This is a genomic window from Pseudomonas sp. G3-19, assembly GCF_054855875.1.
On sequence record NZ_JBMPIQ010000003.1, the window covers coordinates 2701218 to 2719858 of the forward strand.

18 protein-coding genes are annotated in these 18641 nt (G+C 59.7%); 6 read left to right on the plus strand and 12 right to left on the minus strand.

Features of this window, described 5'->3' with window-relative positions:
* Both ACOYXI_RS12480 and ACOYXI_RS12485 read right to left on the minus strand, forming a co-directional pair.
* Window positions 1-951, minus strand: coding sequence for a YihY/virulence factor BrkB family protein (locus tag ACOYXI_RS12480; protein ID WP_098965233.1), 951 nt, complete (start codon window positions 949-951; stop codon window positions 1-3).
* A gap of 163 nt (window positions 952-1114) precedes the next feature.
* Entirely contained in the window at window positions 1115-1306 is a 192-nt protein-coding gene (locus tag ACOYXI_RS12485; protein WP_027612573.1) for a CsbD family protein, read from the minus strand.
* A gap of 197 nt (window positions 1307-1503) precedes the next feature.
* On the opposite strand from ACOYXI_RS12485, the gene ACOYXI_RS12490 reads away from it, so the two are divergent.
* Window positions 1504-1881, plus strand: coding sequence for a hypothetical protein (locus tag ACOYXI_RS12490; RefSeq protein ID WP_007969330.1), 378 nt, complete (start codon window positions 1504-1506; stop codon window positions 1879-1881).
* A gap of 164 nt (window positions 1882-2045) precedes the next feature.
* Here the strand turns inward: ACOYXI_RS12490 and fadD1 are convergent, their stop codons facing one another.
* Both fadD1 and fadD2 read right to left on the minus strand, forming a co-directional pair.
* Entirely contained in the window at window positions 2046-3743 is a 1698-nt protein-coding gene (fadD1, locus tag ACOYXI_RS12495; protein ID WP_003227414.1) for a long-chain-fatty-acid--CoA ligase FadD1, read from the minus strand.
* Window positions 3744-4104: 361 nt separating this feature from the next.
* On the minus strand, window positions 4105-5793 hold the full coding sequence (gene fadD2, locus ACOYXI_RS12500) for a long-chain-fatty-acid--CoA ligase (protein WP_210558840.1): 1689 nt from the start codon (window positions 5791-5793) through the stop codon (window positions 4105-4107).
* Window positions 5794-6035: 242 nt separating this feature from the next.
* Here fadD2 and ACOYXI_RS12505 point away from each other — a divergent pair, with 242 nt between their 5' ends.
* Together ACOYXI_RS12505 and ACOYXI_RS12510 are read left to right on the plus strand one after the other, a co-directional pair.
* The gene (locus tag ACOYXI_RS12505; protein ID WP_027612571.1) at window positions 6036-6980 is read left to right on the plus strand and encodes an alpha/beta hydrolase; all 945 of its coding nucleotides are present in this window, start codon (window positions 6036-6038) and stop codon (window positions 6978-6980) included.
* Between the two features lie 43 nt (window positions 6981-7023).
* Window positions 7024-7494, plus strand: coding sequence for a MaoC family dehydratase (locus ACOYXI_RS12510; protein ID WP_003227420.1), 471 nt, complete (start codon window positions 7024-7026; stop codon window positions 7492-7494).
* A gap of 128 nt (window positions 7495-7622) precedes the next feature.
* Here the strand turns inward: ACOYXI_RS12510 and ACOYXI_RS12515 are convergent, their stop codons facing one another.
* Window positions 7623-8090 carry a ferritin-like domain-containing protein gene (locus ACOYXI_RS12515; protein ID WP_003227422.1) on the minus strand — a complete coding sequence of 156 codons (468 nt, stop codon included), beginning with the start codon at window positions 8088-8090 and terminating at the stop codon, window positions 7623-7625.
* Between the two features lie 206 nt (window positions 8091-8296).
* Between ACOYXI_RS12515 and ACOYXI_RS12520 the strand changes: the two genes are divergently transcribed.
* Both ACOYXI_RS12520 and ACOYXI_RS12525 read left to right on the plus strand, forming a co-directional pair.
* Window positions 8297-8533 (plus strand): DUF3820 family protein, encoded by a 237-nt coding sequence (locus tag ACOYXI_RS12520; protein ID WP_003227425.1) that lies wholly within the window; start codon window positions 8297-8299, stop codon window positions 8531-8533.
* A 27-nt stretch (window positions 8534-8560) separates the two neighbouring features.
* On the plus strand, window positions 8561-9742 hold the full coding sequence (locus tag ACOYXI_RS12525; RefSeq protein ID WP_461674901.1) for an aminotransferase class V-fold PLP-dependent enzyme: 1182 nt from the start codon (window positions 8561-8563) through the stop codon (window positions 9740-9742).
* 5 nt (window positions 9743-9747) lie between these two features.
* Here ACOYXI_RS12525 and ACOYXI_RS12530 read toward each other — a convergent pair whose 3' ends face one another.
* From ACOYXI_RS12530 to zwf, 4 genes are all read right to left on the minus strand, one after another.
* Window positions 9748-10473, minus strand: coding sequence for an intradiol ring-cleavage dioxygenase (locus tag ACOYXI_RS12530; RefSeq protein ID WP_098965238.1), 726 nt, complete (start codon window positions 10471-10473; stop codon window positions 9748-9750).
* Window positions 10474-10648: 175 nt separating this feature from the next.
* Window positions 10649-11314, minus strand: coding sequence for a bifunctional 4-hydroxy-2-oxoglutarate aldolase/2-dehydro-3-deoxy-phosphogluconate aldolase (locus ACOYXI_RS12535; RefSeq protein ID WP_003227433.1), 666 nt, complete (start codon window positions 11312-11314; stop codon window positions 10649-10651).
* Between the two features lie 17 nt (window positions 11315-11331).
* The gene (pgl, locus tag ACOYXI_RS12540) at window positions 11332-12045 is read right to left on the minus strand and encodes a 6-phosphogluconolactonase (RefSeq protein WP_095137060.1); all 714 of its coding nucleotides are present in this window, start codon (window positions 12043-12045) and stop codon (window positions 11332-11334) included.
* Complete coding sequence (gene zwf / locus ACOYXI_RS12545) at window positions 12032-13498, minus strand: glucose-6-phosphate dehydrogenase (protein ID WP_135296407.1); 1467 nt, start codon at window positions 13496-13498, stop codon at window positions 12032-12034. Before zwf ends, pgl begins: the two co-directional genes overlap by 14 nt.
* A 226-nt stretch (window positions 13499-13724) precedes the next feature.
* Here zwf and ACOYXI_RS12550 point away from each other — a divergent pair, with 226 nt between their 5' ends.
* The gene (locus tag ACOYXI_RS12550) at window positions 13725-14585 is read left to right on the plus strand and encodes a MurR/RpiR family transcriptional regulator (protein WP_169842436.1); all 861 of its coding nucleotides are present in this window, start codon (window positions 13725-13727) and stop codon (window positions 14583-14585) included.
* A gap of 208 nt (window positions 14586-14793) precedes the next feature.
* Here ACOYXI_RS12550 and ACOYXI_RS12555 read toward each other — a convergent pair whose 3' ends face one another.
* From ACOYXI_RS12555 to ACOYXI_RS12565, 3 genes are all read right to left on the minus strand, one after another.
* Window positions 14794-15648 (minus strand): D-hexose-6-phosphate mutarotase, encoded by an 855-nt coding sequence (locus ACOYXI_RS12555; protein ID WP_007969321.1) that lies wholly within the window; start codon window positions 15646-15648, stop codon window positions 14794-14796.
* A 287-nt stretch (window positions 15649-15935) separates the two neighbouring features.
* On the minus strand, window positions 15936-17285 hold the full coding sequence (locus tag ACOYXI_RS12560) for a carbohydrate porin (RefSeq protein ID WP_461674902.1): 1350 nt from the start codon (window positions 17283-17285) through the stop codon (window positions 15936-15938).
* A 194-nt stretch (window positions 17286-17479) separates the two neighbouring features.
* Entirely contained in the window at window positions 17480-18640 is a 1161-nt protein-coding gene (locus ACOYXI_RS12565; RefSeq protein WP_097085915.1) for an ABC transporter ATP-binding protein, read from the minus strand.
* Between the last annotated feature and the right edge of the window lies 1 nt (window position 18641).

The following is an 18641-nucleotide window of genomic DNA, read 5'->3' on the forward strand; positions in this document are numbered from 1 at the left end:
TCAGGCTTCGTCAGTGTCCGGCTTGAGCGAGTGGTCGCGCCCCAGGCCAGAGACATGTTGTTTGGGATGTTCATCGAGTTCGCCGGGGACTTTCTCGCCCTCGTCCTTGCCCTCGCTGGACATGTGTTCGATCACCGCATTCATCTCGGCGCCGAGCAGCAGCACCGCCGAGGAAATGTAGAAATACAGCAACAGCACGATGATCGCCCCGATGCTGCCATACATCGCGTTGTAGTTGGCGAAGGTTTTGACGTAGAACGCAAAGCCCAGTGAGGCGATGATCCACACCACCACGGCAAGTACCGAGCCGGGGGTGATGAAACGGAATTCCTGTTTGACGTCGGGCATCACGTAATAGATCAGCGCCACGGCGACCATCATCAGGATCACGATCACCGGCCAGCGCGCAATCGTCCACACAGTGACGATGAAATCTTCCAACCCTACCTGCGCGGCAATCCAGCCCATCACTTGCGGCCCGAGCACCATCAGTGCGGCCGCCACCAGCAACATGCCGGCAATGCCGACGGTGTAGAACACCGACAGCGGAAAACGCTTCCAGATCGGCCGGCCCTCGACCACGTCGTAAGCGGCGTTCATCGCACTCATCATCAGCCGCACACCGGCAGACGCGGTGTACAGGGCGATGACGATACCGACCGAAAGCAAGCCGCCCTTGGACTGCTGCAACTGATCGATCACCGGGTTGACCTGTTCCAGCGCCTGCGGCGGCAACACCAGTTCCGACTGCAGGCGCAGCCAGGTGAAGAAGTCCGGCAGATGCAGGAAACCGATCAGCGCAATCAGGAACAGAATGAACGGGAACAGCGAGAACAGCATCTGGTAGGCCAGTGCCGAGGCGTAGGTCGACATCTCGTCGTCGACGAATTCAGTGACCGTGCGCACCATCACCCGGTGCAGTGGCAGACCTTTCATGTCTGGAAAAATCATTCGCGTCTCCTTTCGCCGCATTACAGGTTGAAGTCGTGGCGACTCAGGGGCCGTTTTCTACATCACGGTAGCCTACTTGGCGACCTTCGTGGATGGCTGTCGGGTTTTGACACAAAAACGGCCATCCTTGGATGGCCGCTCGTGTGTTTCGTTCAAGGCGGAATTACGCCTTGTCGACACCTTTCTTGATGGCGTCTTTGGCTTTGCCGACAGCTTGCTGGGCTTCACCTTTTTTCTCTTGCAGTTTGCCTTCGGCTTGCAGCTTGGTGTTGTCGGTGGCTTTGCCGACGCCTTGCTTGACGTTGCCGACTGCTTCGTTGGCCATGCCTTTTACTTTATCGCCAGTGCTACTCATGGTGTTTCTCCTTGGTGCATTGAAGGGGAAAAGTCAGTACGTAATGATTGACTGGCCGGGTTTGCCACGAGTTTCATTTATTTTTGCCCTTCATTTCGTCGTGCCCATGCAGGTTGGGCTTTATGTTTGCCCCGCAAGCCCCGAGAATGCGCACCTATGGGCGCCGTGCGCCAACGATCAGATCCCGCAGGAATGTTATGAAACTCGATAAAAAGCAGGCCATTGCCCGTCGCAACCAGGAACTGGGCGGCGCTGTGCTCGGCACCAACAACTGCCACTTCGCCGAATTGAACCGCAACCGCAACATCTGGTGGTTCGACCTGCCGGTGACGCGCCTCGCCGTCGGTCAGTACGAGTGGATTCACCTGCTGATGCACACCCCGGCCACCGACGAACTGCTGCACCTGAAAGTGCCGACGGTGTTCCTGCGGGAAAAGCTCGAAGGTCTGGTGATTCGCAACGAGGGCAAGCGCAAGGCGGCGTTGAGCCTGGAATTGAGTGCAGACAAGGATTCGTATCTGCAGGACATGCGTCCGGCGGGAACCAATGTGAATTTCGCGCCGTTCCGGCAGTAACCGAAAAGCTTCGCGAGCAAGCCCGCTCCCACATTTGACTGTATTCCAACTGGAGGAACGCGGTTGAATGTGGGAGCGGGCTTGCTCGCGAAGGCGGCATCACAGTCACTACAGATCCACCACCTACTCCAACAAAAAGCCCCGCATCTGCGGGGCTTTTTGCTTCAGGCGGCGGACTTGGCCTTGATCTTCTTCAGCTCTTCGTCACGCAACTCACGACGCAGGATCTTGCCGACGTTGGTCGTCGGCAGCGCATCGCGGAATTCCACCGAACGCGGCACCTTGTAACCGGTGACGTTGGCACGCATGTGCTCCATCACGGTTTCCTTGGTCAGGGTCACGCCCGGCTTGGCCACGATGAAGATCTTGATCGCCTCGCCCGACTTCTCGTCCGGCACGCCGATGGCCGCGCACTGCAATACGCCCGGCAGGGTCGCCAGTACGTCTTCCAGTTCGTTGGGGTAAACGTTGAAACCAGATACCAGGATCATGTCTTTCTTGCGATCGACAATGCGCATGTAGCCATCGGGCTGGATCAGCGCGATGTCGCCGGTCTTCAGCCAGCCTTCGCTGTCGAGGATCTCGTCGGTGGCTTCCTGACGCTGCCAGTAGCCCTTCATTACTTGCGGGCCCTTGACGCACAGCTCGCCGATTTCGCCCATGGGCTGCTCGACACCGGCATCATCGATGACTTTGCACAGGGTCGACGGCACCGGAATGCCGATGGTGCCGATCTGGATGTTCTGGATCGGGTTGACCGTGGCCACCGGGCTGGTTTCGGTCATACCGTAACCTTCGCAGATCGAGCAACCGGTCACCGCTTTCCAGCGCTCGGCGGCCGCCAGTTGCAGGGCCATGCCGCCGGACAGGGTGACTTTCAGGTTGGAGAAATCCAGCTTGCGGAAACCTTCGTTGTTGCACAACGCGACGAACAGCGTGTTGAGGCCGACGAAGCCGCTGAACTTCCACTTCGACAGTTCCTTGACCATCGCCGGCAGGTCGCGCGGGTTGCTGATCAGGATGTTGTGGTTGCCGATCAGCATCATCGCCATGCAATGAAAGGTGAACGCATAGATGTGGTAAAGCGGCAGCGGCGTGATCAGGATCTCGCAACCTTCATTGAGGTTGGACCCCATCAGCGCCTTGCACTGCAGCATGTTGGCGACGAGGTTGCGATGGGTCAGCATCGCGCCCTTGGCCACGCCGGTGGTGCCGCCGGTGTACTGCAACACCGCGACATCGCTGCTGTGCGGATTGGCTTCGGCCACAGGCTGGCCCTGGCCCTTGCTCAGCACGTCGTTGAACTTGACGGCTTTAGGCAGGTGATAGGCCGGGACCATCTTCTTCACGTACTTGATCACGCTGTTGATCAGCAGGCGCTTGACCGGCGGCAGCAGGTCGGCAACTTCGGTGACGATAACGTGTTTGACCCCGGTTTTCGGCACCACGGCTTCCGCCAGGTGCGCCATGTTGGCCAGGCAGACAAGCGCCTTGGCGCCGGAGTCGTTGAATTGGTGTTCCATTTCCCGCGCGGTGTACAGCGGGTTGGTGTTGACCACGATCAGCCCGGCGCGGATTGCACCAAAGACGGCGACCGGGTACTGCAGAACGTTGGGCAGTTGCACGGCGATTCGATCACCGGGCTGCAAGTCGGTATGCTGTTGCAGATACGCGGCAAACGCACCGGACAATTCGTACAGTTCACCGTAGGTGATTGTCTTGCCCAGGTTGCTGAAAGCCGGCTTGTTGGCGAAGCGTTGGCAGGATTGCTTCAACACTGCCTGAATATTCGGGTACTCGTCTGGATTGATGTCGGCAGCAATTCCAGCCGGGTATTTATCCTTCCAAAAGTCTTCGATCATGGAAGCCCACTCCTCAGCAACGCGAATTCTTCACCGCATTTGATGCGATTATTATTGGTGTGTGTTTTGTATTGGTGAATCTGGCTTTTCTACAGGCCGAGAAGTCACAAAGCGCGCCGAGAGTAGCAGCTTTGCCGAGGGCCGACTAGAGCCAAAAGCGGCCTCCATGGTCACTTTAGTGACTCAAGACTTTCCAGCAGTCATTTTAGAGCAAAAATCCTATACACCCCTGAAAGCCCCGGTTTTCCGGGCCTTCCCCCCCAAAAAGCATCGCGGGCAAGCCCGCTCTCACAAGGTTGATGGAGATCCCTGTGGGAGCGTGGCTTGCCCGCGATCCGCGCAACGCGCGGCCATTCACCGATCAGGCGATATCGCGCAACTCCCGCCGCAGAATCTTGCCGACCGGCGTCATCGGCAACGACTCACGCAGTACGATGTGTTTCGGCACTTTGTAAGCGGTGAAATTCTCTTTGCAGTACGCCTTCAGCTCTTCGAGGCTGACCCCGGTTTCCCGCGCCACCACAAACAGCTTCACCGCTTCGCCCGAACGCTCGTCCGGCACGCCGATCACCGCGCAGTTGGCGACTTTCGGGTGGGCCATGACCACATCTTCGATCTCGTTGGGGTACACGTTGAAACCGGAGACGATGATCATGTCCTTCTTGCGATCGACGATGCGTACGAAGCCGTCCGGGTCGATCACCGCGATATCACCGGACTTGAACCAGCCCTCGGCATCCAGCACTTCGGCGGTGGCCTCGGGTTTGTGCCAGTAGCCTTTCATGATCTGCGGGCCTTTGATACACAACTCGCCGCGCTCACCCATCGGCTGCTCGACACCCTCGTCATCGATGACCTTCAGCAGCGTACCCGGCACCGGCAGACCGACCGTGCCCAGACGCGACTTGTCGCCATACGGGTTAGTGCAGGCCACCGGCGACGTTTCGGTGAGGCCGTAACCCTCGGTGATGCGGCAACCGGTGATCTGCTCCCAGCGCTCGGCGGTGGCCTTGACCAGCGCGGTACCGCCGGAGTTGGTCAGCTTGAGGCTGGAGAAATCCAGGGTCTTGAAGTCCGGGTGCTCCATCAGCGCGACGAACAACGTATTCAGGCCGAGCAGCGCCGAGAAGCGCCAGTTCTTCAGTTCCTTGATGAAGCCTGCGATGTCTCGCGGATTGGTAATCAGCACGTTGTGGTTGCCGGAAACCATCATGCACATGCAATTCGCGGTGAAGGCATAGATGTGGTACAGCGGCAGCGGCGCGACCATCACCTCCTGCCCTTCGCGCAGCAGCGGCTGACCGTCAGGCCCCAATTGCGCAAGACACGCGCGCACCTGCTGCATGTTCGCCACGAGGTTGCCGTGGGTCAGCATCGCGCCCTTGGCCAGCCCGGTGGTGCCACCGGTGTATTGCAACACGGCGATGTCGTCGAGGCTGACTTTCAACGGCTTGATCCCCAGACCACGGCCCAGGCGCAGCGCACTCTTGAACGAGATCGCCTGCGGCAGCGAATAGTCCGGGACCATTTTCTTCACTTTGCTGACCACGGTGTTGATCAGCCAGCCCTTGGCGGTGGGCATCATGTCGCCCATCTTCGCTTCGATCAGGTATTGGATGTCAGTGTCCGGCAGCACTTCCTGAACCTTCTGCCCGAACATGTTCAGGTACACCAACGCGCGGGCACCGGAGTCCTTGAACTGGTGGCGCATCTCGCGCGCGGTGTACAGCGGGTTGGTGTTGACCACGATCAGCCCGGCGCGCAAGGCACCGAACACGGCAATCGGATATTGCAGCACGTTGGGCATCTGCACCGCGATGCGATCCCCCGGCACCAGATCGGTGTGGGCTTGCAGGTAACCGGCGAACGCCGCGCTGTAGCGCTCGAGTTCAGCGTAGGTCAGGGTCACGCCCATATTGCTGAAGGCCGGACGGTCCGCGAATTTCTTGCAGGAACGCTCAAACACCTCGATCACCGACTTGAACTCGCCCATGTCGATGTCCAGTGGTACGCCGGCGGGGCGTTTGTCATTCCAGAAATCAGGTTGCATTGTTCTTGTCCTCTTTACCTGAATCGATCCGGGAGCCGCTTTTCTGTGGTTTCGCGCTGATCCCTGAGGGCACAAAGCAAAAAGCGGAGCTTCACGGACACTAGCAGTTATGGCCATTGAGGCAAATATGGGCGATGGCGACATTGATCGTATGAATCTTCCTGCCGTGGCGTGAGCTGATCGGACGCGCTATACAATGCTACGACTGCGGGCCGATACCGCTCGATAAAAAAGGAATTGCCATGATCCACCGAGGCTTTTGGCTGGACGCGAGTGACCGCAGCCGCCTGTTCGTCAACCAGTGGTTGCCTGCCGCGCCCTTGAAAGCGCTGATCCTGCTGGCCCACGGCATGGCCGAACACAGCGCCCGCTACGAGCGGCTGGCGAATGCGTTCTGTGCTCAAGGCTATGGTGTGTACGCCCCGGATCTGCGCGGCCATGGCAAAACCGCCGAACACGGGACGCTCGGGCATTTCGCCGATGACGACGGCTGGTGCAAGGTGATCGGCGATCTGGCCAGCCTCAATCAGCACATCGGCCAGCAGCATCCCGACGTGCCAATCATCCTGCTCGGGCACAGCATGGGCAGCTACCTCGCTCAGGGTTACCTGCTGCATCACAGCGCCAGCCTGCATGGGGCGATTCTCAGCGGTTCGAACTTCCAGCCGGTGGCGCTTTACGGCGCGGCGCGACAAATCGCCCGTTTCGAAAAACTGCGTCAGGGCGGCAAGGGCCGCAGTGCGCTGATCGAGTGGTTGTCGTTCGGCTCGTTCAACAAAAAATTCAAACCGGCGCGCACGCCGTTCGACTGGCTGAGCCGCGACCCGGTCGAGGTCGATCTGTATGCCAACGACCCGTTGTGTGGCTTCCGCTGCACCAATCAATTGTGGATCGACTTGCTCGGCGGCTTGCAGCAGATCAGCAAAGCGTCCAATCTCGCCCAGATCGACCCGGGCCTGCCGCTGCTGGTGATCGGCGGTGAATGTGATCCGGTGAGCGAAGGCAAGCGTCTGACAGATCTGGCCGAAGCGTTGCGCTCGGCCGGCAGCCAGAACCTGCAACTGAAGATCTACCCGCAGGCGCGGCACGAATTGTTCAATGAAACCAATCGCGACGAAGTGATTGCCGATGTGCTGACCTGGATCGACCAGGCGCTGAGCCATCGCCGCCCCCATCGCAGCGAATAATTTTTTGTGGATTCACTTTAATCCGTCACAGGAATCAAGACCGATGACCCAGGTTACCAACATCCCTTACGAAGCCCTCGAAGTCGGCCAGACCGCCAGCTACAGCAAGACTGTCGAAGAGCGCGACATTCAGCTGTTCGCCGCGATGTCGGGCGACCACAACCCGGTGCACCTGGATGCCGAGTTCGCCGCCGCCAGCATGTTCAAGGAACGCATCGCCCACGGCATGTTCAGCGGTGCACTGATCAGCGCCGCCGTAGCGTGCGAGCTGCCTGGGCCGGGCACTATCTACATCGGTCAGCAGATGAGCTTTCAGAAGCCGGTGAAGATTGGCGACACCCTGACCGTGCGCCTGGAAATCCTCGAGAAGCTGCCGAAGTTTCGCGTGCGCATCGCCACTCGCGTGTTCAACCAGCGCGATGAGCTGGTGGTGGATGGCGAGGCCGAGATTCTGGCACCGCGCAAGCAGCAGACCGTGACCCTGCCGACTCTGCCGGCGATCAGCATCGGCTGATCATCAGGTACACAAAAAACAAAAGTGGGAGCGGGCTTGCTCGCGAAGCGGTTATGTCAGCAACATCATCGTTGCATGACACAGCGCATTCGCGAGCAAGCCCGCTCCCACAGTTTTACCAGCGTGGCTTACGAACGAGCGCGAGCCTGGTTACGCAGGGCTTTCACCTGGTCGTGGTTGCGTTGTACGCCGTGGTACTGACGCTCAACCAGGTCACGGATGCCGACCAGGCCGTGTTTGTTGATTTTCTCGATGGCTTCACGATAAGCCTTCAGGGCGTGGTCTTCACCGCGCTCGGCTTCGTTCAGCACAGCCTCTTCATCCTTGCCAGTGAACATGGCTTTGACGTCGACCCAGCGACGGTGCAGGTCACCGCTGACGCTGGTAGAGGTTTCCGGATCACCGCCCAGTTTACGCACTTCAGCCTGCAGTTCTGCGGCGGCAGTCGCGCAATCGGCAGAACGGGTCACGAACAGAGTCTTGAGTTCTGGGTGCTTGATGTCTTCAGCGCAAGTCTTGAACCCTTCCTGGCCGTCCTTGCAGGTTTCGATCAGGTCGTTGAGTACAGAGATGGCTTCTTTATTCATGTCAGTCATTTTTTCAATTCCTTGCGGTTGGTTGAAGATGCAAGGGTTATTGCAGTGTGCGTGCCAGCTTTCTTATAAAAAATAAATCCTTATATTTCAATAGCTTAAAGATATTTGAACTATCTGTATCACGGTTATTTGCATGATCTGTCATTTGGCCTGCATGCAGAATGCCTGTATTTTCCTGACTGATTGAATCCAGATGATCGCCACTGATGAATCCTGAAAAACTTGAGCTGTTGATCACCCGTGAAATGCCCTTCGGCAAGTACAAGGGCCGGATCATTGCCGACCTGCCGGGGCCTTACCTCAACTGGTTCGCCCGCGAGGGTTTTCCTCACGGCGAACTCGGCGGACTGCTGGCGCTGATGCAGGAAATCGACCATAACGGCCTGTCGGATCTGCTCGAACCACTACGCGCCAAACACGGCAAACCTGCCCCGCGCCACTGAAGCGCCCTCCTCCCTAGAGCCTCGACCATGCCTGATAACACCCGCCGTGCCCGTGACGAAGCGTTCTGGCAAACCTTCGCCGATCGTTACGAAGCGCAAACCGGCCCGCTGAACCTGGAGAACGGTTACTTCGGGCGCATGTCGCGCACAGTGATCGAGGACTATCAGCGCAATATCGAGATGATCAACACCAGCAACTCGGTGTACGTGCGCCAGCGTTTCGAACAGCACGACAGCCTGGAGATCCGTGCACAACTGGCCGAGACCATCGGTGTGCGCGCGCAGAGCGTGGCTTTCACGCGCAACGCCAGTGATGCGCTGCAATCGCTGATCCGCAATTACAATCGCCTGCTCCCCGGCGATCAGGTGCTGATCAGCGACCTGGAATACGACACGGTCAAGGGCGCGATGCGCTGGCTGTCACGCCATCGCGGCGTCGATGTGATCGAGATCAACCATGCGCATCCGGCCAGTTTCGACAGCCTGCTGGACAGTTACCGCGAAGCCTTCGTCCGCTATCCGAAACTCAAGCTGATGGCCCTGACCCATGTCACCCACCGCACCGGTCTGGTGATGCCGGTGCAGGCCATCGCCGAACTGGCGAAACAGCATGGCGTGGACATCATCCTCGACGGCGCTCACGCCCTTGGCCAGATCGAGTTCAATCTGGAAGCGATGGGCATCGCCTTCGCCGGTTTTAACCTGCACAAGTGGATTGGCGCGCCATTGACCCTGGGCTTTCTGTACATCGCCCCGCAGCGCCTGGCCGACATCGATCCGGACATGGGCGAAATGCACTTTCCGGCCACCGACATACGCGCCCGCACGCCGTACAGCACGCCGAACATTCCGGCGCTGATGTCACTGCCGTTGGCACTCGAGGAGCACCGTTCGCTCGGCGGCGCTGCGGCCAAAAGCGCCCGGCTCAATTACCTGCGCAACCTGTGGGTGAGTGCCGTGCGGCACCTGCCGGGGATCGAGGTGATGACCCCGGACGATCCGCGCCTGTATTGCGGAATCACCTCGATGCGTTTCACTCGCCACGCCGATCAACAGGCAATGGTCGAGCGCCTGCTCAACGAGTACAACCTGTTCACCGTGGTACGCAACGGCGCAGCGAGCGGGCCGAGCATTCGCATCACGCCGGGGCTGACCACCACGGCGGCTGACATGCAGTTGCTGACCCGTGCACTCAACGAGCTGCGTTGATCGGTTCACACGGTGTACTTGTCGAAGTCCTCGGGTTTGATCTGCGACGAGGCGGCAAAGGTGTCGATGCCGATGGTCAAATGGCCGAAAAAGCCGTCCTCGTGAGAGTCGCGGCCGATCGGCCACACGGTCAGGGTCGAATCTTCGCCGCGCATGTTGCTGTAGTAGCTGTCATCGGCATTGTTCAAGGGTGTCGAGGCTCGCCCGCGATAGTCACGGGCATTGAGCACCGCGCGTGACACCACTTCGGGGAAATACAGCTGACCGACCCAGGCCACGTTGCGCTCCTCCAGATATTCACTGCCGCTGACCATGCGCACCGCCACATGAATGTGCAGCGCCCGACCGGCATAGAACCCCGGATAGATGGTGGTGAAGCGCACCCGCCCCTGCTGATCGCAGAACTGGCTGCCACGCAGATAGGTGTCATCGTCGGTGCGCGGCACCGAGCCGATGGCATCGGAGTCGACCTCCAGATCCGGATTGATCCGGCTCCACCCCGAATAGGCGCCTCGTGCATTGCAGTGCCAGATGTCCACCAGTGCCCCGCTTACCGGCTGGCCGGTCATCGCGTCGACGATGCTCAGGCGCAGCAGCAAGGGTAGCCCTTCGGCGCCTTCGCTGATGTTGCGCCGCAGCAATTTGGGATTGCGAAAGTACGGCCCGGCGATCTGCTCGGGGGCCAACTGATAGATCGATGGTGACGGTGCGGTTGAAGTGTCTCGTTCCATGACGCGTTCTCTTTTCCATAAGATGAACGCAGATTAACGGCGCACGAGCCCCGCGGTGCGGTAACTATGTGTCGCGCCGTTTCCATGAGTATTTTTGCCGGGCAAAAAAAAACGGTGCACCGACCAAGCGCACCGTAAAGCCGTAGAACACACAACGAAGTGTCAGGTAAAACGTTTAGTCCAGCAGCGCCAGGGCCTCGGCGGTGCATTCCTGAATGCGCGCCCAGTCGCCGTTCTTGATCCATTCGGGATCGAGCATCCAGCTACCGCCCACGCACATGACGTTTTTCAGCGCCATGTAGCTCTTGATGTTGGCCGGGCCGACGCCACCGGTCGGGCAGAATTTCACTTCGCCGAACGGGCCGCCTAGCGCCTTGATCGCTGCCACGCCACCGCTGACTTCCGCCGGGAACAGCTTGAAGCGGCGATAGCCCAGGCCATAGCCTTCCATGATGCCAGAGGCGTTGCTGATGCCCGGCAGCAGCGGAATCGGGCTGTCGACGCTGGCTTCGAGCAGGTCACGGGTGATGCCCGGGGTGACGATGAATTGCGAACCCGCCGCTTCCGCTGCTGCAAGCATGTTGCGATCAAGCACGGTGCCGGCACCGGTCACCAGTTCCGGACGCTGCTCACGCAGGATCTGGATCGCCTTGAGCCCGAACTGCGAACGCAGGGTCACTTCCAGCGCGGTCAGGCCACCGGCGGCCAGAGCGTCGGCCAGTGGCAGCACGTCCTGTTCACGGGCGATGGTGATCACTGGCAGGATCCGCGCCTTGGCGCAGAGGCTGTCGATCAGGGCAACTTTGTCCGCCATGGAAACGGTCGGGGATGGATTTTTCATAGCGGCTGATCCTTGGCTCATGGGCACCAGTAAATCTCTAACGTAGGTTGCAGAAACGCGCGCACCGGCATGGCCGCGACGTCGTCGGATGCCAGTGCGGCATTCAGAGTGGTCAGTTTCGACTGACCGGAAATCGACAGAATCTTGTGCTTCGCCGAAGCCAGCAGCGCGCGGCTCATGGTCAGGCGTTGACGCGGCACACTCGGCGCCAGCATCGGCCAGCAGCGACGGCTGCCGTCAGCCTGCAAGGCTTCAGTCAGGTTCGGGCTGTCGGGGAACAGCGACGCGGTGTGACCGTCATCGCCCATGCCCAGCACCAGCACGTCGATCGGCGGCAATTCCGCGAGCAGACGGTCGGCCTGTTCCGCAGCCTGCTCGACGTTGGCCGCCGCGCTGTAGAGGCTGAGGAACTGCGCCTTGGCGGCCGGGCCTTTGAGCAGATACTGCTTGAGCAGGCCGGCGTTGCTGTCGGCGTGTTCGACCGGTACCCAGCGTTCGTCGGCGAGGGTCACGACGACCTTCGACCAATCCAGCTCCTGCTTGGCCAGGTGCTGAAAAAACGCCACTGGGCTGCGACCGCCTGAGACCACCAGCACCGCGTTGCCGCGTGCAGCGATGGCATCGCTCAACTGCTTGGCGACGTTCAGCGCCAGACCTTCGGCCAACAGCACCGGGCTCTTGAATTCGTGGGCATTCACGCCCGCGGGCAGTTTCACATCAGATATCGCCATACCACGACCTCCCGTCCCGCGTGATCAGTGCAATCGAGCTCATCGGCCCCCACGACCCGGCCGCATACGGCTTGGGCGCGTCACCGGACTTCTTCCAGCCGGCGATCAACTGGTCACACCACTTCCACGCGGCTTCGATTTCATCTTTACGGACAAACAGGTTCTGATTGCCGTTCATCACTTCCAGCAACAACCGCTCGTAGGCATCGGGGATCCGCGCGCTGCGCCAGGTGTCGGAGAAATTCAGTTGCAGCGGCCCGCTGCGCAGTTGCATGCCCTTGTCCAGACCCTGCTCCTTGGTCATCACCCGCAAGGAAATGCCTTCGTCCGGTTGCAGACGGATGATCAGTTTGTTGCTGATCTGCAGGCGCTGTTCCGGCGCGAAAATGTAGTGCGACGGTTCCTTGAAGTGGATGACGATCTGCGACAGTTTCTGCGGCATGCGCTTGCCGGTGCGCAGGTAGAACGGCACACCGGCCCAACGCCAGTTGCGGATGTCGGCACGCAGGGCGACGAAGGTTTCGGTGTCGCTCTGGGTGTTGGAATTCGGCTCTTCGAGGTAGCCCGGCACGGACTTGCCTTCGCTGTGCCCGGCGATGTACTGGCCGCGCACCACCTGAGTGGTCAGGCCTTCCGGGCTGATCGGTGCCAGCGCCTTGAGCACTTTTACCTTTTCGTCACGGATGCTGTCGGCGGACAGGTCGGCCGGCGGGTCCATGGCGATCAGGCACAGCAGCTGCAGCAGATGGTTCTGGATCATGTCGCGCAGCTGGCCGGCCTTGTCGAAGTAGCCCCAACGGCCCTCGATACCGACCTTCTCGGCCACGGTGATTTCCACGTGGGAGATGTAATTCTGGTTCCACTGGGTTTCGAACAGACTGTTGGCGAAACGCAGGGCGATCAGGTTCTGGACGGTCTCTTTGCCCAGGTAGTGGTCGATGCGGTAGGTGCGGTTCTCCGGGAAGAACTGGGCCACGGCGTCATTCACCTTGCGCGAGGATTCCAGATCGGAGCCGATCGGCTTTTCCAGGACCACACGGGTGTTTTCTGCCAGACCGACTTTCGCCAGGTTCTCGCAGATCGCGCCGTACACCGCTGCCGGTGTGGCGAAGTAGGCAATCATGCGTTGCGCGCTGCCGGTCGCTTCGGCCAGCGCCACATAGTCTTCAGCCTTGAGGAAGTCGACGTGCAGGTAGCTCAGGCGCGCCAGAAAGCGCTCGGCCACGGCCTCGTCCAGCTCTTTGCCGACGTAACGGCGCAATTCGGCGGCGATGAACGCCAGGTGCTGCTGCTCGGAACCGGGTTCACGGGCCAGCGCGATGATGCGCGTGTCTTCGTGCAACAGGTCGGCGCCATCGAGGTGATAAAGGGCAGGAAACAGCTTGCGCAGGGCCAGATCGCCCAGAGCGCCGAACAAGGCAAAGGTGCACGGTTCAACCGTAATCGAAGGCATGATGTTTGTTCTTTTATCAAGTTAAGCTACAAATACCTTTTTTCAAGGCATCACTCAAGGGAAAATGTAGTAATAACCACAACATTTTCGCAAAATACAGATTCCGAGTGGTGGTCGGTCGGAGCCACCAGTAGGATAGGCCACCGTTACGGGCCACATCAAAGGCCCAATTTGCATAGCCCGGCGCACCTTTGCGCAGGTGAATTAGGAATTCCATATGGACCGCGTGCGAAATTTACTGGAACAGATCCAGAGTCGCCTTGAAGAGCTGAACAAGGCCGAACGCAAAGTCGCCGAGGTGATCCTGCTCAACCCGCAGCAGGCCACCCGCTTCAGCATCGCCGCCCTCGCCCAGGCCGCATCGGTGAGCGAGCCGACGGTCAACCGCTTCTGCCGTTCGTTCGGTGTCAGCGGCTACCCTGAACTCAAGCTGCAACTGGCGCAAAGCCTGGCCAGTGGCGCGGCATATGTCAGCCGCGCGGTGGAGGCCGATGACAATCCCGAGGCGTACACGCAGAAGATTTTCGGCAGCGCCATCGCCTCGCTGGACAGCGCTTGCCAGGCGCTCGACCCGAACCTGATCAGCCGCGCCGTCGACCTGTTGATTCAGGCGCGGCAGATCCACTTCTTCGGTCTCGGTGCTTCGGCCCCGGTGGCGCTGGATGCGCAGCACAAGTTCTTCCGTTTCAACCTGGCGGTCACCGCGCATGCCGATGTGCTGATGCAGCGGATGATTGCTTCGGTGGCGCATACCGGTGAACTGTTCGTGATCATTTCCTACACCGGCCGCACCCGCGAACTGGTGGAAGTGGCGCGCATCGCCCGGGAAAACGGCGCTTCGGTGCTTGGCCTGACCGCCGAGAATTCACCGCTGGCCAAGGCCAGTACCCTGAGCCTGAACATTCCGCTGCCGGAAGACACCGACATCTATATGCCGATGACTTCGCGGATCATTCAGTTGACGGTGCTGGATGTGCTAGCGACCGGCATGACGCTGCGTCGCGGGGTGGATTTCCAGCCGCATCTGCGCAAGATCAAAGAGAGCTTGAATGCCAGCCGGTACCCGGTTGGGGATGAATTCAACTAAAGATCAGAAGCACCCTCACCCCAGCCCTCTCCCGGAGGGAGAGGGAGCCGACCGAGGTGTCTTGCGCGGTACATCGACCTGAAACACCGAGTCGATTATGGATTCACCGACATTCGTTCAGGTCGGTGAATCTCTCGAATATCCCCGATTCGGTCCCCTCTCCCTCCGGGAGAGGGCTAGGGTGAGGGTAGCGGTGAACTTGACGCACTCAAGCCGCCGCCCACGCCTGCAAACTCAAATGCGCCTTCTCCCCCGGCGCCAGATGCAGGCTATCGGTACCGCCCGCCGCCGCTTCGACACAGACAAACTCCGTCACTTCATCCCAGCTCACGCCCAACAGGGGGCGCGAGCCAGGATGCCAGACCACCGTGTCGCCGCTATCACCGGTATCGATGCACAACTCGCGCTGCCAGGCGTGATCCTTGAGCTGTAATTCGCCGTCGTGCTGGAACACCCGCTGACAGCCGCCATCGACGCGCAACTCGCCTTCCTGCTGACAGGACTGGCGACTCAGTTGGTCATAACCCTGCGCACCTTCGAGCCCAGACAGCGCTATCTCACCGACATCACCAATACGCCAGTAAGCGTGCAAAGCCTGGCTCAATTGGCACGGCATGTCGTCCTGATGCTCGGTGCTCAGGCGTAATTCCATGCGCTCACCGAGGTGCGCGTGCAGGTCAACCTGCCAATCGCACAGCTGCAATTGCCAATGCAGTCGCACGCCGTCTTCGGCGCTGCTGCTGTCGAGCAATTTCCAGTCGAGCAGCCGCGCCCAGCCATGAGATGGCCAGGCGTTTTCGCTCGGATGGCGGCCATACCACGGCCAGCACACCGGCACGCCGCCACGAATGGCGCCAACGTGCGGCCACTTCGCCGCACACCACAACCACGGTTTCTGCCCGCGCGGCTGAAAGTGCAGCAACTGCGCGCCCTGCCGACTGAACACCGCCTGACACAGCGGATGGTCGATCACCAGCACATCGCGCATCTGATAGCGCTCCCAGGCAAACACCGGTCGTTCGCGCAGGGATTTGAAGAAGCGTTGCAGCGGATGCTCATGCATTGGCCACGGTCCTGAAAATCATGGGGGTACTCAATTACCTTTGTGCTCAGTGAGAGTGAACCCTGTGGCGAGGGGATTTATCCCCGATGGGTTGCGAAGCAAACCCAAACCTGCAACCGTTTTCCCACTGACATATCGTATGCAATGGGTTCAGGGCCGCTTCGCGCCCCATCGGGGATAAATCCCCTCGCCACAGGTATAACATCGGACGTCTATCGCAAAAAAAAGCGGACAGCCTTGGCTGTCCGCAAATATGCGCACATAGAGAGGAGCTTATCGCAACAGCGTTAGAACGTAGACTGAATTTTCAGACCGGCGACCAAAGCGTTGTCCACTGCATCCACACCACCCGGGTGAGTGATGTACTGCAGGTTAGGACGTACGGTCAGCCAGTTGGTGACGTGGAAGCCGTAGTTGATCTCGTAGTTGTATTCGGTTTCACGAATCGGCGAGAACACCGGATTGTCGTAGTCCGAAACACCGTTGGACGCATTCAGGAACTCGGCGTTTTTCTTCACGTCATCGTTGACGTGGATACGCGCCGCACCAATGCCGACGTCATCTTTAGGACGCGCGTCGAACGGGCCCTTGTAGACAAACATCACCGACTGGTAGTTGTCGATGAAGTTGGTGTCCTTGTCGTGGAAGGTCGCGTTGGCGGCGATGTTCAGACCGCGCGAAGCATCACCGTTGTGGCTGGTGAGTTGCTGCTGCGCGACGAACCAGTAGCCGTGTTTGCTGCTGTGGGTCTTGTACGCGTCGCCAGTGGTTGCAGCGTCGAAGCCGTTGACGTCTTCACGGACGTCATTGGCGTTAGCCGTGCTCTTGTAGTAACCGACGCGGTATTCGCCCGGCAGGCTGTTGACCTTCGGCGACCAGACCAGTTCGACTGGCAGAACAGTCCCTTTGGTGCCGCTGCCGCTGAGCTTGAAGCCGTTGCCGTGTTCCAGTTGCGACGGGTTCTGGTTGTAAGCACCGATCTGCGCGTAGAGCTCGTCGTTGATGTTGTACTTCACACGGATCGCGGCCTGGCTGACGGGCCAGTTGTACCAGATGTTGGTCGCCCAGTTACCCACTTGCGAGCCGCAGAACGCCAGGTTCTGGAAGTCGCACGGGAAGGTGTTGAAGTCTTCGCCTTCACCGAAGTAACCGGCCTTGACGTCGAGCTTGTTATCGAAGAACTGGTGCTGAATCCACAACTGGGTCAGACGCACCATGTGGCCACGACCGTAGACTTCCTGCGACGACGACAGAGTGCCGGCACGCGGATCGCCAACGCGATCGTTGGAGATGTTTTGCCCGTTACGGTTGGTCAACTGGATCTTGGCCTGAGTGTTGTCCCAGCCCCAGAGTTTTTGCAGGTCCAGCGCCACGCCCAGACCGAACTGATCGCTGTAGCGACCGGTCTTGTCGTCGTTGTAGCCGCCATGCAGGTTGGCGCCCATTTCCCCAACGTAGTCAGCCTTGATGTCGATACCTTGCTCGATCAGCTTGGTCCGCTCGCCACCCCAGTCACCGGTCATCCATTTCGAGTCGGAGCTGAAGGCATCCGCCGCCATGGCGTTACCGGCCAGCACCAATGCCGCCGCAGCTGACACTTGGCAGATCAACCGGGCATTGACGTGTTTCTTTTTCATCCCTACATCCTCGTCTTTATTGTTATTAACTGTTTTTTTCCAACGCGGTTTACATAAATTGCGATGCTCGACAGGCCGAACACCACTTTTCCCCTGTGGGAGCGGGCTTGCTCGCGAAGGCGTCATGTCAGTCGCCATGTGTGCTGCCTGACACTCCGTTTTCGCGAGCAAGCCCGCTCCCACATTTTTGATCTTCAGCGCCCCTTGAACTGGGCGACGTTGGCGCCGTGCGCTTCGGTCTTCGGTTGCCCCGCAGTCCCCAGACGCTCGCCAGTCTTGGCATCGAACAACAACACTTTCGACGGATCGAATTGCAGGGTCAGGGTCTCGCCCACCTGCGGTGCCACGTCCGGCGCCAGGCGGCAGCAGACTTTGGTTTCATTCAGGTTGACGAACACCAGGGTGTCCGGACCGGTCGGCTCGGTGACCTGCACTTCCGCCTTGATGCTCGGCAGACCATTGCCCTCGCCGTTCGCCAGAACGATCTGTTCCGGGCGCAGGCCGAGGATCACTTCGCGATCTTCCAGCCCTGCATCCTGCATGCTCATCGGCAACTCGCAACGCGCCTGGCCGCTGTCAAGCAGTGCCAGCAGACGACCGTCCTTGCGTTGCAGGCGCAGCGGAATGAAGTTCATCGGCGGCGAACCGATGAAGCTTGCGACAAACAGGTTGGCCGGGTCGTTGTAGATCTCTTTCGGCGTGCCGAACTGCTGAATGATCCCGTCCTTCATCACCGCCACTTTGTCGCCCAGGGTCATCGCTTCGATCTGGTCGTGGGTCACGTAGACCGTGGTGGTTTTCAGGCGCTGGTGCATCAGTTTCATTTCGGTACGCATCTCGACGCGCAGCTTGGCGTCGAGGTTCGACAGCGGTTCGTCGAACAGATAGATCTTCGGCCTACGCGCCAACGCACGGCCCATCGCCACGCGCTGTTGCTGACCACCGGAGAGCTGGCCCGGCTTGCGGTTGAGCAAGTGTTCGATCTGCAGCAGCTTGGCCACGCGCGCGACTTCTTCGTCGATCGCCGACTGGCTCATCTTGCGGATCTTCAGACCGAACTCGATGTTCTCGCGCACGCTCATGGTCGGGTACAGCGCGTAGGACTGGAACACCATGGCGATGTCGCGATCCTTCGGGCTCATGCCGCTGACGTCCTGATCGCCGATCATGATCGCGCCACCGGTGATGGTCTCGAGGCCGGCGATGCAGTTCATCAGGGTCGATTTGCCGCAGCCCGACGGGCCGACCAGGATCAGGAACTCACCGTCCTTGATCGACAGTTCGATGTTCTTCAGGGTGTCCGGCAGGCCGGCACCGTAGGTCTTGTTGACGTTGCGAAGTTCGAGCGTTGCCATG